Genomic DNA, 14636 nt, shown 5'->3' with positions numbered 1-14636 from the left:
TTCCGTCCCAGATAATTGACTTCTATAGGAGCCCAGAGTTGGCCGTACACCTGGGGCGCAAGAGCGCCTGCAAGTTGGTCGCCAGAAAACTGTCGATAGCCCGGCGCGTGGGAGTGGCCCCACACCTGCGGGGCAGCATGCTCGGCGAGACCTGTCCTGACGTCTTCGAGCTAGGCGACGGCCGCTTCGCGGTAATCGGCGCCGAGCGGACAGTGGGTGTCCAGAAACAGCACCCGCAAGTCCGAGAGCTTCGCCCGTTCGAGGTCATCGTGGTCGTCGATCGGGGGACTCTTATCTGCGCAAGGCCCTTCATTCCAGACCACTGAGCCTAGGCCGTCTGCGCCGGAGGTCCGGCGCAGACGGCCCCATCAGATGCAGGGTTCGCACATTCGTTTCTCTCCACGCCATCCGGGAAGAATTGCTCGGACATCTGGGGGTGGGAGACTGATGGCTCGTCATGGTTCCTGGCGCCCAATGCTCTTGGCCTGTATGTGGCTGGCGGTGGCAGCGGTCGGCATCGCCCTCGTTGCCGCAGCGTCCGTAGTGGTAAGCGGCTGGCTCGTCAGTGGTGTGGAGCGGGCCAACGGCGGAACGCGCGAGGCGGCAGAACGCAGCGCCATCGGGGACTACTTCGGTGGCGTGAGCGCCGTGTTCTCTGGGCTGGCCCTCCTGCTGCTGGTCATCACTCTCCTGTTTCAGCAACGTGAGTTGCGACTGCAGCGCCAGGAACTAGCTCTGCAGCGCGATGAGCTCTCCTCCTCCCGCGCCGAACTGCACCGCAGCGCGGAGGCGGATATGCGTGCCTTGCATGTGCAGTTGACTCAGATGGTGATGGACGACCCTTCGCTGGCCCCGGTATGGAACGACTTCCAGGGCCAGCCAGAGTCGACTCTGCGCCAGAATCTCTTCGCCAACCTGACGTTCAGCCACTTCGTCCTGGCCCACACTTGGGGCAGCCACACAGAAGCCGAACTGTTGGTGCATGCGCGAAACTTGCTGAGCAGCGCGGCGTTTTGTCGATACTGGAACGCCACGCGAGCCCACAAGAGCGAGTTGCCCCCAGAGGGCGCGGAGGGCCGCGTGTTCCGGATCTTCGACCAGGCGTTCACTGACCTGGGACGCGGTACCCCACCGACAACGTAAACGACGCCCGATTACGCATCCTCCGGCACCGCCACCGGCGGCACCGGTCCCACATACCGGGCCGCCGGTCGGATGATCTTCCGGTCCTCCGCCTGTTCCAGGATGTTGGCGCTCCAGCCGACGACCCGTGCCGCGGCGAAGGTGGGGGTGAACATCTCGCGGGGCAGGCCGCACAGTTCCATGACCACACCGGCGTAGAACTCCACGTTGGTGTGCAGTTCGCGGCCGGGCTTGAGCTCGGCCAGGATCGCTTCCACCTGGTGCTCGACCTCGACGGCGAGGTCCACCAAGGGGCCGCCGAACTGCCGGGCGATCCCGCGGAGCATGCGCGAACGCGGGTCTTCCGTGCGGTAGACGGGGTGCCCGAAGCCCATGATGCGATCGCCCGCGAGGACGCGCTCGCGGATCCACGGGTCGATACGGTCAGCGGTGCCGATCGCGTCGAGAGTGTCCAGGGCACGGCTCGGGGCACCACCGTGGAGGGGGCCGGACAGAGCTCCCACGGCACCGACCAGGCAGGCAGCCACGTCCGCCCCTGTGGACGCGATCACCCGCGCCGTGAATGTTGATGCATTGAATCCGTGGTCAATGGTTGAGATGAGGTATTGCTCGACCGCCCTCGACCGCACGGCGTCCGGCTCCGAACCAGTCAACATGTAGAGATAGTTGGCGGCGTACGCGAGATCCTCGCGCGGCTCCACCGGTTCCAGCCCCTGCCCCAGCCGGTACAGAGCGGTGAGCAGCGTAGGTACGGCCGCACAGGCGGCGAGGGTGTCCGCGCGACGCCGGCCGGCGTCGATGTCGTACACCGGCCGGAACCCCAGCGAGGCACCCAGCAGCGACAGTGCGGTGCGCAGTCCGGCGAGCGGCCCGGAGTGCCCGGTCGCCTCAGCGATGGCCGGCAGCGCGGCCCGGACCCCGTCCGGCAGCCGGCGCAGCTCAGCGGTCCGCCCCATGAAGTCGGCGCGCCTCACCGAGCCCGGCAGTTCGCCGTGGACCAGCAGGTACCAGACGTCCTCGAAGCCGCGGGTCCGCGCGAGTTCGACGGCCGAGTACTGGCGGTAGTGGTAGAAGCCCTCCAGCCCTCTTACATCCCCCAGTGCGGTGTCGGTGACGACGACGCCCGCGAGTCCTCGCGATACGTCGACGGAGGTGTTCGCGGCCCGGTTGATCGACATGTTTCCTCCCTGGACTTGATCAGACTGTCCATGATTGACTCAATCTCTGTCAATATTGATTGAATCAATATATCGATCCACGGATACGGTGGCGCACATGAGGGATCAGGAAGCGGCAGCACCAGAGCACGAAGGTCGGCGGCTCAGCACCAGGGAGACCGCGGACCTGCTCGGAGTGAAGCCCGAGACCGTGTACGCGTACGTGAGCCGCGGCCAGCTCGGCAGCCGGCGCGAACCCGGCGGCCGCGGGAGCACCTTCGACGCCGAGGAGGTCGCCGCGCTCGCCCGGCGCAACAGGCGGGAGACCGGCGGGAGTTCGAGCACCGGCGGCGAGCTGTCCGTCCGTACCGGCATCACCCTGATCGAAGACGACCGGTACTACTACCGCGGCGTGGACGCGACGGAACTGGCGGCACGGCACTCCTACGAGGAGATCGCCGAGTGGCTGTGGACCGGAGAGCTGCGCCCCGGCGTCCTGTTCAGCGCGCCGGAGGCAGCCGTGACCGCCGCCCGCCACGCGGTCGACGCGCTGCCCGAACACAGCGGCCCGACGGACCGGCTGCGGGTCGCCACGATCGCCGCGTCCGTCAACGACCCACTGCGCTTCGACCTCTCCGAGAACGCCGTGCTCGGCACGGCGCGCACCCTCATCCCCACTCTCGTCGCCGCCCTGCCCCCGGTGCGGTACGACCCGCGGGACGACGGCCCGCTGGCCCGCCGCCTCTGGACGCGACTCAGCGGCCGTACGCCTGACGAGGCATCACTGCGCGCGCTGGACGCGGCACTTGGACTGCTGGTCGACCACGACCTGGCCGCCTCGACGCTCGCTGTCCGGGTCGCCGCGTCGGCCCGGGCGCACGCGTACGCGGCCGTGTCGACGGGCTTGGGCGTCCTGGAGGGCCCCTTGCACGGCGCGGCCAGCGGACTCGCGCACCGGCTGCTCCTCGACGTCCTGGAACAGGGCACCGCGGCCCCCGTGATCGCCGACGAACTGCGCGCCGGGCGTCGCGTCCCGGGGCTCGGCCACCGGCTCTACCCCGGCGAGGATCCACGCGCGCGTGCCCTTTTCGGCCTTCTGGAGGCGGTCCCCGGCGCGGCGCCCGCACTGGCGGCGGCCGACGACATCGTGGCCACCACCGCCCGCCACAGGCCGCTGCACGCCAACGTCGACCTGGCACTCGGCGTCCTGACGGTCGCCTCCGGCATGCCCTCCTCCGCGGGCGAGACCATCTTCGCCGTCGCCCGTACGGCGGGCTGGATCGCCCACATCCTTGAGGAGTACGGGGAGCGCCCGTTGCGCATGCGTCCCAGCGGTCGTTACGCAGGCGCCCGGCCTCCGCAGCCGCTCCCCAATTGAGCGGCCTCGCGCGCCGAAGCACACCGAACGCACCCAAGACACGCCCCCGATCACCCGGCCGGAAGTCGCCCTGACCCAACTCAGGTTAGGCTCGCCTCTGTGAGTACGTGCACGACCGCGTCCCGGCACCTCGACGAGCCCCTCGCGGGGACCGCGGCCACCGCGAGGACCTGGCTGCTGCTCGAGCAGCCCGGTCCCTGGGGTGCCAAGGCGCTCACTTCGAGCCACCTGGACCCCGCACTCGGCCGTGCCCTCGAAGCCGCCGCGGCGGACACCGGCGTACGGATCGCCCTCATCCGGCGCCCCGGGCGGCACGCCGACTTCGGCCCGCCCGCCGAGCGCCGGGTGTACGCGGCCCACACCGCTCCGGGGAACGTCTGGCTGCACAGCGCCACGACATGCGATCCCGAACAATTGCTCGACCTCGACTTCACCGCGCTCGGCAAAGGCGCCCCGCACACCTTCGACGCGGCTCTCGGGGGCGGATCCCATCCCGGCGACCCACTCGCCCTCGTCTGCACCAACGGCAAGCGTGACCGCTGCTGTGCCCTGCTCGGCCGCCCCCTCGCCGCCGAACTCGCCGCCTCCGGTGTGGACGGCGCCTGGGAGGTCACCCACCTCGGCGGCCACCGTTTCTCGCCCACCCTGCTCGTCCTGCCGTACGGGTATGCCTACGGCCGGGCGGAGGCCCACGCCGTCAAGGAGATCCTTCAGGGCGTCCGGGAGGGGCGTGTCGTCACCGAGGGCTGTCGCGGGAACTCCGCGTGGGAGCGGCCCGGGCAGGCAGCCGAGCTGGCCGTTCGTACGGCTGCCCGGGAGCACGCCGCGGACGTCCTGAGCGTCGTGCGCACCGACGGCGCGGCCCCGCGCTGGGAGGTGACCGTCGCCCACGTCGACGGGCGGGTCTGGCGCGTCGTCGTCGCCCAGGGCACCTCGCTCCCGCCGCGCCCCGAGAGCTGCGGCTCGGCCCTGGGATCACCGGCCCGGATGGACGTCGTGGCGGTACGGGAACTGGTCCCGGCGGCGCTTCCCCTGCCCTGCTGATCAGCTCCACGGCAGGCGATCGCCTGCCGCGCCGGGATGTCGGAGACGGTCAGGTGGTCCGGCCCGGTCAGGTCAGGTCAGGTCAGGTCAGGTCATGGGGACTGCGACTGGCCTTGCGGGACATCCGGTCCAGGGGCGCTCCACCGACAGTCACCTCTCCGCAGTGCGACGCCACCCGAGCTGCGCCCCCATCCCGCTCTCCCGTGCCTCGCCAACCGCGGCGCTCACACGCGGCGGCGTGAGGGTCCGTGCCGTCCCGCCTCTCGAACCCGGCGCTCAGGAGATCCATGCCACACCCCCTACGGCGGAACCCGGTCACCGCCGTACCGTCATGGGCATGAGCCCCACTCCCCCCGCGCGACGACTGCGCCTCGGTCTGCCGCGGCGGGTGTTCTCGCAGGTGCTGCTGATGCAGGTGGCGATCGCCGCCGGCGTCGCCGTGCTCGCGACCGGTCTGTTCCTCGCCCCGCTCAGCGCCCAGCTGGACGACCAGGCGATGCGCCGCGCACTCGCTATCGCGCAGACCACGGCGGTCCAGCCGCAGATCGCCGAGGACCTCCGGGCGACCCGCCCCTCCGCGAACGGGCCCGTTCAGGCCGAGGCCGAGCGGATACGGCAGGCCAGCGGGGCCGAGTACGTCGTGGTGATGAACATGGACGGCGTGCGCTGGTCGCACACCGACACCACACAGATCGGCAAGGTCGTCTCGACCGACCCCAGCCAGGCCCTCGCGGGCAAGGACGTCATGGAGATCGACGACGGCACGCTGGGCCGCTCCGCACGCGGCAAGGTTCCGCTGCGCGACGCCGACGGCGACATCGTCGGCGCGGTCTCGGTGGGCATCGAGTACGACAGCGTGCGGGCCCGGCTGATCCACGCGATCCCCGGGCTGCTGGCGTACGCGGGCGGAGCCATGGCCGTGGGTGCGTTGGCCGCGTATCTGATCTCCCGCCGGGTCCAGCGGCAGACCCGTGACCTGGCCTTCTCCGACATCTCGGCGTTGCTCGCGGAGCGCGAGGCGATGCTGCACGGCATCCGGGAGGGCGTCGTCGCGCTGGACCGCGGCGGCCGTGTACGCCTCCTCAACGACGAGGCGCAGCGTCTGCTGGGACTCGACGGTGAGGCCATCGGCAGACCGCTCGACGACGCGCTCGGGCCGGGCCGGACGACCGATGTGCTGGCCGGCCGCGTCACCGGAACCGACCTGCTCACCGTCCGCGGCGAACGCGTCCTGGTCGCCAACCGCATGCCCACGGACGACGGCGGTGCCGTGGCCACGCTGCGCGACCGCACGGAGGTGGAGCAGCTCGGCCGCGAACTCGACTCCACCCGCGGCCTGATCGACGCCCTGCGCGCCCAGGACCACGAGCACGCCAACCGGATGCACACACTCCTGGGGCTGCTCGAACTGGAGATGTACGACGACGCCAAGGAGTTCGCCGGCGAGGTGGTCGGGGACCACAGGGTCACCGCCGAACAGGTCACCGAGAAGGTCCATGATCCGCTGCTCGCCGCCCTGCTGGTCGGCAAGTCCTCCGTCGCCGCCGAACGCGGCGTGGCCCTGTGGATCTCCGACACGACTCACCTGCCGGACCGTCTGGTCGACCCGGGGGGACTGGTCACCGTCGTCGGCAACCTGGTCGACAACGCCCTCGACGCCGTCGCGGGCACGCTCCACGCGCGCGTGGAGGTCGAGCTGCGCGCCGAGGGGCGTACCGCCGTGCTCCGAGTACGGGACACGGGGCCCGGAATCCCGCCGGACCGGTGGGAACTGATCTTCACCGACGGTTGGTCCACCAAGAAGCCCCCCGCCCATGGCAAGCGGGGAATCGGTCTCCCCTTGGTACGCCGTCTCGCCGAGCGGCAGGGCGGCAGCGCGCGGGTGGCCGAGGCGGACGGCGGGGGCGCGGAGTTCACCGTCGTACTGCCTGAGGCGCTCAGGGAACCAGTACTCGAGCCGGGGGCGGGGCTGGACCCGGGGGCGGGGTCCGCGCCGGAGCCGGGGTCCACACCGGGGCCGGGGTCCACACCGGGGCCGGGGTCCACACCGGAAGCCGGCCTCGCACCGGCGACGGATGCTCATGCCGTTCCTGACCCGCACCCCTCTCCGGTATCCCCCACCCCCGACACCACCGCCTTGGACGCCAGGGAAGGGTCGCGATGATCGAGGTTCTGGTCGTGGACGACGACGTCCGGGTCGCGCGGGTCAACGCCGCGTACGTGGCGAAGGTGCCGGGCTTCCATGTGGCGGGCGAGGCCCACAGCGCGGCCGAGGCGCTGAGCCGGATGGAGACGCTTCCCCACCTGGACCTGGTCCTCATGGACCACTACCTGCCGGACGGCACGGGCCTGGCGGTGGTCCAGGAGATGCGCCGGCGCGGCCACCAGACCGACGTCATCATGGTGACCGCCGCCCGAGACATCTCGACCGTCCAGGCGGCGATGCGGCAAGGCGCCCTCCAATACCTGGTCAAGCCGTTCGCCTTCGGGGGCCTGCGCGCCAAACTGGAGGCGTACGCGGATCTGCGCCGCACCCTGGACGGCGGCGGTGAGGCCGAACAGGCGGAGGTGGACCGGATTTTCGGCGCCCTGTCGGCGACTACGGAGACAGACCTGCCCAAGGGCCACTCCCCCACGACCGCGGAGCTCGTACGCCGCGCGCTGGTGAACTCCGAGGGCCCGCTGTCGGCCCAGGAGATCGCGGACCAGACCGGACTGAGCCGGCAGACCGCCCAGCGCTATCTGAAGCTCCTGGAGCGCACGGGGCGGGCCAAACTGACCCTGAAGTACGGCGACGCGGGCCGCCCGGAGCATCGCTACATCTGGTCGACCCACACCTGAGGACACGCAGGAGGATGCCTCCCGCCAGCCATCGACAGCACTCTCGGCCACACCGCCCCCTCAGACCGCCCCGGCCCCCGTGAGGGACCGCACCTCGGTCTCCGCGTGCTTGGCCTCGTCCGGTGGATCCGCCGAGGTGACCGTGCCCAGCCAGCCCGCGAGGAAGCCCAGGGGGATGGACACGAGGCCCGGGTTCTGCAGCGGGAAGTACTGGAAATCGGCGCCCGGGAACAGCGATTCAGGGCTCCCCGACACCACCGGTGACAGCAGCACGAGCACCAGCGCGGGCACCAGCCCTCCGTATACGGCCCACACCGCACCGCGTGTCGTGAAGCCCTTCCAGAACAGCGAGTACAGCAGCACCGGCAGGTTCGCGGACGCGGCCACCGCGAAGGCGAGGCCCACCAGAAAGGCCACGTTGAGATCGCGGGCGAGCAGTCCGAACGCGATGGCGACCACACCGATACCGACCGCCGCGGTGCGCGCCACGGCGACCTCGCTGCGCGGCTTGGCGCGCTTTCGTCTCAGCGACGCGTACAGGTCGTGGGCCACGGACGCTGAGGACGCGAGGGTGATTCCCGCGACGACCGCGAGGATCGTCGCGAAGGCGATGGCGGCGACGATCGCGAACAGAACCGTTCCTCCCGTCGAGTTCGCGCCGCCGCCCAGATCGAGGGCAAGCAGCGGAACCGCCGTGTTACCCGCCGCGTTCGACCGGCGCACCGCCTCCGGACCGACGATCGCGGCCGCGCCGAACCCCAGCACGAACGTCATCAGGTAGAAGCTGCCGATGAGACCGATCGCCCAGACCACCGAACGCCGCGCGGCCCGCGCCGTCGGCACGGTGTAGAACCGCGACAGGATGTGCGGCAGCCCAGCCGTGCCCAGCACCAGCGCGAGACCCAGGCTGATGAAGTCGAACCGTGCTGTCCAGTCCCCGCCATACCTCAGCCCGGGTGCCAGGAACGCGTCACCGTGTCCGCTTCGGTCCGCCGCCGAACGCAGCAACTGGTTGAAGTCCCCGTGGAAACGGACCATGACGAGCACGGTCAGAGCGATGGCCCCGCCCATCAACAGGACCGCCTTGACGATCTGGATCCACGTGGTGGCCCGCATCCCTCCCATCGACACATAGATCACCATGAGCGCGCCCACGCCGATCACTGTCCAGTTCCGCGCCGCCTCACTCGTGCCCCCGAGCAGCAACGCGACCAGACTGCCCGCGCCCACCATCTGCGCCACCAGGTACAGAACGGACACGGTCACCGAGGAAGTTCCCGCCGCGATCCGCACCGGCCGCTCGTCCATCCGGGCCGCGACGACGTCGGCGAGCGTGAACCGCCCGCAGTTGCGCACCAGTTCCGCCACCAGGAAGAGGACCACGAGCCAGGCCACCAGAAAGCCCACGACGTACAGGAGCCCGTCGTAGCCGAAGAGCGCGATCAGACCCGTGACGCCCAGGAAGGACGCCGCCGACATGTAGTCACCGGAGATGGCAAAACCATTCTCCATAGGCGAGAACAATCGTCCGCCGGCGTAGAACTCCTCCGCCGAACCATGCCGGTTACGGCTCACCCACGTCGTGATCGCCAGCGTCACCGCGATGAACACGCTGAACAGCAGCAGCGCCAGCGTCTGATGGTTGCCGCTCATCGCTCACCACCTCTGGCGCTCCGGGTCAGCTCCTGAGTGTCCCAGCGCAGATCGAGCGCGGCCCGGTCCCTGCGCAGCCGCGCATGCCGCGCGTACGCCCAGGTGAACAGGAATGTGGTGACGAACTGTCCGAGCCCCGCGACCATCGCCACGTTCACCGCGCCGGCGACGGGCCGGGCCATGAAGCCAGGTGCCGTCGTCGCAGTCACCACGTAACCCACGTACCAGGTGAAGAAGACTGCGACGCCCGGGACCACGAACCTCCGGTAGCGGCTGCGCACCTCCTGAAAGGCCGCGCTGCGCTGCACCTCCAGATAGACGTCGCCCGCCCCGCCCGTCCGACGCTCCTGCTCGGGGCGCGCGGGCGGCACGGCGGGAGCAGGGGCACCCGTGCCGTCCAACTCACCCCAGCCGGAGGCAAGCGCGTCGTACCAGGGGTCGTCGAACCGGACCTTCCCGGTGTCACGACCGTCGTGCTTCTCCACCGAACTCTCCTTGTCCGCGACCCGTTTCGGCCGCGTACCCAAGGATGTGCAGATCGGGAAGATCCCGGACTCTTCTCTCCGCGCTCTTCACTCCATCAGGTGACTCAGCCTGCCGGTGGCCGTACGAGACCCTTCCCATAGGCGTAACGGACCGCCTGAGCTCGGTCCTTGACACCCGTCTTGGCGAAGAGGTTGTTGATATGGGTCTTCACAGTCGCGGTGGAGACATGCAGCTCACGGGCGATCTCCTGGTTGGTCAGCCCCTCGGCGATCAACAGCAGCACTTCGGTCTCGCGCGCGGTGAGCCCGTCCGGGGCTTCCGCGGGTGCGAACGGCTCCGGCTCCGACAGCCGCTCCAGCAGTCGTCGTTGGACACTCGGCGAGAGCCCCGCCTCCCCGGAGAGCACGCTCCGCACGGCCCTGACGATCTCGTCGCCCCCCGCGTCCTTCGTCAGATAGCCCCGGGCCCCCGCTCTGAGCGCGGGAAACAGCGACTCGTCGTCCTCGTACGTGGTGAGCACGACGACCTGCGTTCCCGGGTACTCGGCACGGATGCGCCGGGTTGCCTCGACACCGTCGCAACGAGGCATGCGCAGGTCCATCAGCACGACGTCCGGGGCGAGTTCGGCGACGAGCGCCACGGCCTCGTGTCCGTCCCCTGCCGCACCGACGACCTCGATGCCGGGCAACAGCCCCAGCAGCATCACGATGCCCTCGCGTACCACGGTCTGGTCGTCCACCACCACGACCCGGGCCGGCTTCCTCTCCCCCTCCTCCGCCTCCGTCATACGGGCACCTTCAACGTCACCACGAACCCCTCCTCGTCCGGCCCGGCCTCGAGCGAGCCGCCCAGCAGCTCGGCCCGCTCGCGCATGCCCAGCAGACCGTACCCGGCGCCGGAGCCGCTGAGTTCCCCCGGCGACCCGCCCGAGTCCCGCACATCCAGGGTCAGTTCGTGCTCGCCGTAGTCCAGCCGTACCTGGACCTTGGCGCCCGGAGCATGCTTCCGGACGTTCGTCAGGGCTTCCTGCGCGACCCTGCGCACCGCCTGCGAAGCCTCGGCGCCCAACGGCTGTCGTTCACCCGTCACGGTGACATCGGCGCCTTCGGTCGTCGCGACGAGCTCGCTCAGGAAGTCCTCCACGGGGGACATCTCGCCACGCAGGGCGGACAGTGCCTGCCGGGTCTCGGCAAGCCCCTCACGCGCCATTCCCCGTGCCGCCACGACCCGTTCGAGGATCGTCTCCCGGTCGGCACCCCGCTCGATGAGCAGACGGGCCGCCTCCAGGTGCACCAGCTGTGCCGAGAGGCTGTGTGCCAGCACGTCGTGGATCTCCCGCGCGATCCTGGCCCGCTCCGCGAGTGCCGCCGACTCCGCCTCCGCCACATGCGCCGCACGCTCCTGCGCCAGCAGCCGCTGTGCACTCCCTCGCGCCTCCGCGTCGAGGCGCAGCACGTAGCCGAGCAGAACGAGCCCCGCCGTCGTGGCCGCGGTGGTCAACCAGACATCGTCGTTGACCACCGCGTAGGCCCCGAGCGCCACGGAGGTGGCGGGCAGCGCCGCCGCGAGAGGCAACCGTTCGATGGCGCTGACGGCGCACCCGCACCACAGGACGAGGGCCGGGATCCGGAATCCGACACCCTGCCCAGCCGTCGCCATCCCCAGCAGCAGGGTGAGCAGCCCCAGCGAGGGCAGTAGACGGTGCGCGAGCGTGGTCCGCCAGAAGGCCCACGCCGCGACTCCGCACGCGACGACTCCCAACACACCCGCCGCGATACCCCAGCCGTGCAGGTCACTGTCGGTGAAGGTCGTCCCCAGCAGGATGCCGAGGGCACCGGCACGCGTGGCCCAGGCGAGCATGCGCCGGGGCCGGGCCATCTCCGCCCGGGAGAGTGCCTCGCGGGAGGGCCAGCGTGTCCAGACGTTCTCCGTCACACACGCTCCTTCCACGGGGCTCCGGGCACGCCGTCACCGTACGCCGCGCCCTGAGGACTCGCCGGGTGCAGGGAGCGCGACCTCCAGGCCAGAACTCCGGAGCGGACCAGGAGCGTGGCGGCGAGAGCCACCAGCACCATGGCGGTGGTGTCCTGGTGCACGCCGAGCAGGGCCCCGATGCCGAACAGACCCACGCGGAGACCTATGCCGACGATCCATACGGCCACGCTCGCCTTGGTGCCCCTGCCCCACACCGAGCCGTCCGGCGCCGCCCATATCCGGGTGGTCCACGCCCAGCCGGCTCCCGTGGCCAGACCAATGAGCAACTCCATACCCAGCAGGAGAACGGCCTCGGCCTGGTGGTGCACGTCGATCACCCCGGGCTCACGCAGAGCTATGAAGCCCAGCACGGCAGGCAGGACCCACCAGCGCTTGTCCGCGCTGATCCTTTGCGCGCGGAACTGGCGCACGATCACCAGAACGACAACGGCGAAGATCGCCAAGGCATTGACCAGCCCAGACATCACGGCCTCCGTGGGCGAGAAGAACGGGTACCGACAGCGGGAGCTGTCGACGTCTTCGACGCTACGGAAAATGGCTGGTCAGCGGATCGGATCCAGGGTGGATCACGGGTGGATCTCCAGCCGAAGCGGGCCTCCACCCGTGGGTGGAGGCCCGCACAGAACCGCCGTCATCCCAGCCCGTACGCGGGGCCTCCGCCCACCTTGAACCGACGCGCTCATAAGGCAGGAGGCCGCATGCCCAGCGGCAGCGCCTACGCGTCGATCCGAGACCGGTCCAACGTGGCCGCCGAGCTGGAGATGAACTCCTTGCGCGGAGCGACGTCGTTCCCCATCAGCAGATCAAACACCTGCTCGGACGCGTCCAGGTCGGAGATGTTGATCCGACGCAGAGTGCGGTGGCGCGGATCCATCGTGGTCTCGGCCAGCTGGTCGGCATCCATCTCGCCGAGGCCCTTGTAACGCTGGATCGAGTCCTTGTACCGCACGTTCTTGCGCTGGAGCTCGAGCAGCGTCTCCCGCAGCTCACGGTCCGAGTACGTGTAGATGTACTTGTCCTGCCCCTTCTTGGGCTGGCTGAGCTCGATGCGGTGCAGCGGCGGCACCGCCGCGAACACCCGCCCGGCCTCGACCATCGGCCGCATATAGCGCTGGAACAGCGTCAGCAGCAGGCAGCGGATGTGCGCACCGTCGACGTCGGCGTCGACGAGAAGAATGATCTTCCCGTAGCGCGCCGCGTCGATGTCGAAGGTCCGGCCGGACCCGGCTCCTATGACCTGGATGATCGACCCGCACTCGACGTTCTTCAGCATGTCCGTCACGGACGACTTCTGAACGTTGAGGATCTTGCCGCGGATCGGCAGCAGAGCCTGGAACTCGGAGTTCCGGGCGAGCTTGGCCGTACCGAGCGCGGAGTCGCCCTCGACGATGAACAGCTCGCTGCGCCCCACGTCGTCGCTGCGGCAGTCGGCGAGCTTGGCTGGGAGCGAGGAGGACTCCAGGGCGGTCTTCCGGCGCTGGGCGTCCTTGTGCTGACGGGCCGCGATCCGCGTACGAGCCGCCGCGACGGCCTTCTCCATGACGACCCGGGCCTGTGCCGCGGCGTCCCGCTTCGCGGAGGTCAGGAACGCCTTGAGCTCCTTGGACACCACGTTCGTCACGATGCGACGCGCCGCCGAGGTGCCGAGGATCTCCTTCGTCTGGCCCTCGAACTGCGGCTCGGCGAGGCGCACGGTCACGACGACGGTCAGCCCTTCCAGCGCGTCGTCCTTGACGATGTCGTCCTCGGCGACGCGCAGCAGCTTCTTGACCCGCAGCACCTCGTTCATCGTCTTGGCGACGGCCTGCTCGAAGCCGGCGACGTGGGTGCCGCCCTTGGGCGTGGCGATGATGTTCACGAAGGACCGCAGGGTCGTGTCGTACCCGGTGCCCCAGCGCATCGCGACATCGACACCCAGCTCCCGGGTTACCTCTGTCGGCGTCATCTGCCCGTGGTCGTCGAGGACCGGGACCGTCTCCTTGAAGCTGCCCTGTCCGGAGAAGCGGAGGACGTCACAGACCGGCTTGTCGGTGGCCAGGTACTCGCAGAACTCGCTGATGCCACCGTCGAAACGGAAGGACTCCTCGCCCTTGCTGCCGCCCTCGCCCAGCCCGTACTCGTCGCGGACGACGATGGTCAGCCCCGGTACCAGGAAGGCGGTCTGGCGGGCACGCTGGTGCAGGTTGTCCAGGGAGAGCTTGGCGTCCTTGAGGAAGATCTGGCGGTCGGCCCAGTAGCGCACGCGCGTGCCGGTGCGGTTTTTGGGGATCCGCTTGAGCTTGCGCAGCCCGCTCGCGGCCTCGAAGGCGGCGTCGGAGCCGGCGCCCTTGAACTCTCCCGGGGTGCCGCGCCGGAAACTCACCGCGTGGGTGTTGCCGCTGCGGTCCACCTCGATGTCCAGGCGGGCGGAGAGCGCGTTCACCACGGAGGCACCGACGCCGTGCAGACCGCCGGAGGCCGCGTACGAGCCGCCTCCGAACTTTCCGCCGGCGTGCAGCTTGGTCATCACGACCTCGACACCGGAAAGGCCGGTTTTGGGCTCCACGTCCACCGGAATGCCGCGCCCGTTGTCCCGCACCTCCACCGAGGCGTCATCGTGCAGGATGACCTCGATGTGGTCGCAGTAGCCGCCAAGGGCCTCGTCCACGGAGTTGTCGATGATCTCCCAGAGACAGTGCATCAGACCGCGGCTGTCGGTGGACCCGATGTACATGCCCGGGCGCTTGCGTACGGCCTCGAGCCCCTCAAGGACGAGCAGGTGCCGCGCGGTGTAGTTGGAACCGTCCCGGTCTGCTCCGGTCAGCAACGCTGTGGACGGCACGGACGTCTCGGCGGTCACGCAGTTCGCTCCTCGCTGAATTTCAGATAGGGCCCTTTTGGGTAAGGCCAGGCTTCGGTCGCCGCTCAGAGGGTACCGAGGCCTGGTAGAGCCGTTGTAA

Annotated in this window: 12 protein-coding genes; 5 read left to right on the top strand and 7 right to left on the bottom strand. The window is 69.8% G+C overall.

Annotation, left to right across the window (positions count from 1 at the left end):
• The first annotated feature begins 489 nt into the window (after positions 1-489).
• Complete coding sequence (locus ACIBLC_RS00490) at positions 490-1143, top strand: DUF6082 family protein (protein WP_399208351.1); 654 nt, start codon at positions 490-492, stop codon at positions 1141-1143.
• An 11-nt stretch (positions 1144-1154) separates the two neighbouring features.
• Here the strand turns inward: ACIBLC_RS00490 and ACIBLC_RS00485 are convergent, their stop codons facing one another.
• Entirely contained in the window at positions 1155-2321 is a 1167-nt protein-coding gene (locus ACIBLC_RS00485) for a citrate synthase/methylcitrate synthase (protein ID WP_399208350.1), read from the bottom strand.
• Between the two features lie 97 nt (positions 2322-2418).
• On the opposite strand from ACIBLC_RS00485, the gene ACIBLC_RS00480 reads away from it, so the two are divergent.
• From ACIBLC_RS00480 to ACIBLC_RS00465, 4 genes are all read left to right on the top strand, one after another.
• Positions 2419-3678: a citrate synthase gene (locus tag ACIBLC_RS00480; RefSeq protein WP_399208348.1), complete on the top strand. Its 1260-nt coding sequence runs from the start codon at positions 2419-2421 to the stop codon at positions 3676-3678.
• A gap of 99 nt (positions 3679-3777) precedes the next feature.
• The gene (locus ACIBLC_RS00475; RefSeq protein ID WP_399208347.1) at positions 3778-4722 is read left to right on the top strand and encodes a sucrase ferredoxin; all 945 of its coding nucleotides are present in this window, start codon (positions 3778-3780) and stop codon (positions 4720-4722) included.
• A 337-nt stretch (positions 4723-5059) separates the two neighbouring features.
• A complete protein-coding gene (locus ACIBLC_RS00470; protein ID WP_399208346.1) occupies positions 5060-6886 on the top strand; it encodes an ATP-binding protein in 1827 nt (608 codons plus the stop codon).
• Positions 6883-7563 carry a response regulator gene (locus tag ACIBLC_RS00465; protein WP_399208345.1) on the top strand — a complete coding sequence of 227 codons (681 nt, stop codon included), beginning with the start codon at positions 6883-6885 and terminating at the stop codon, positions 7561-7563. Before ACIBLC_RS00470 ends, ACIBLC_RS00465 begins: the two co-directional genes overlap by 4 nt.
• A gap of 60 nt (positions 7564-7623) precedes the next feature.
• Here the strand turns inward: ACIBLC_RS00465 and ACIBLC_RS00460 are convergent, their stop codons facing one another.
• The 6 genes from ACIBLC_RS00460 to ACIBLC_RS00435 form a co-directional block, all read right to left on the bottom strand.
• Positions 7624-9216: a cation acetate symporter gene (locus ACIBLC_RS00460; RefSeq protein ID WP_399208343.1), complete on the bottom strand. Its 1593-nt coding sequence runs from the start codon at positions 9214-9216 to the stop codon at positions 7624-7626.
• On the bottom strand, positions 9213-9701 hold the full coding sequence (locus ACIBLC_RS00455) for a DUF485 domain-containing protein (RefSeq protein WP_399208342.1): 489 nt from the start codon (positions 9699-9701) through the stop codon (positions 9213-9215). Before ACIBLC_RS00455 ends, ACIBLC_RS00460 begins: the two co-directional genes overlap by 4 nt.
• 104 nt (positions 9702-9805) lie before the next feature.
• Positions 9806-10489 (bottom strand): response regulator, encoded by a 684-nt coding sequence (locus tag ACIBLC_RS00450; protein WP_399208341.1) that lies wholly within the window; start codon positions 10487-10489, stop codon positions 9806-9808.
• Positions 10486-11637 carry a sensor histidine kinase gene (locus ACIBLC_RS00445; RefSeq protein ID WP_399208339.1) on the bottom strand — a complete coding sequence of 384 codons (1152 nt, stop codon included), beginning with the start codon at positions 11635-11637 and terminating at the stop codon, positions 10486-10488. Before ACIBLC_RS00445 ends, ACIBLC_RS00450 begins: the two co-directional genes overlap by 4 nt.
• Positions 11634-12161 (bottom strand): DUF1453 domain-containing protein, encoded by a 528-nt coding sequence (locus ACIBLC_RS00440; protein WP_399208338.1) that lies wholly within the window; start codon positions 12159-12161, stop codon positions 11634-11636. Before ACIBLC_RS00440 ends, ACIBLC_RS00445 begins: the two co-directional genes overlap by 4 nt.
• A 251-nt stretch (positions 12162-12412) precedes the next feature.
• Complete coding sequence (locus ACIBLC_RS00435; RefSeq protein WP_399208337.1) at positions 12413-14536, bottom strand: type IIA DNA topoisomerase subunit B; 2124 nt, start codon at positions 14534-14536, stop codon at positions 12413-12415.
• Positions 14537-14636 lie beyond the last annotated feature (100 nt).

Source organism: Streptomyces sp. NPDC050535 (assembly GCF_044457665.1).
In the GTDB taxonomy this organism is placed as follows: domain Bacteria; phylum Actinomycetota; class Actinomycetes; order Streptomycetales; family Streptomycetaceae; genus Streptomyces.
This window is presented reverse-complemented; position numbering and strand designations above follow the sequence as displayed.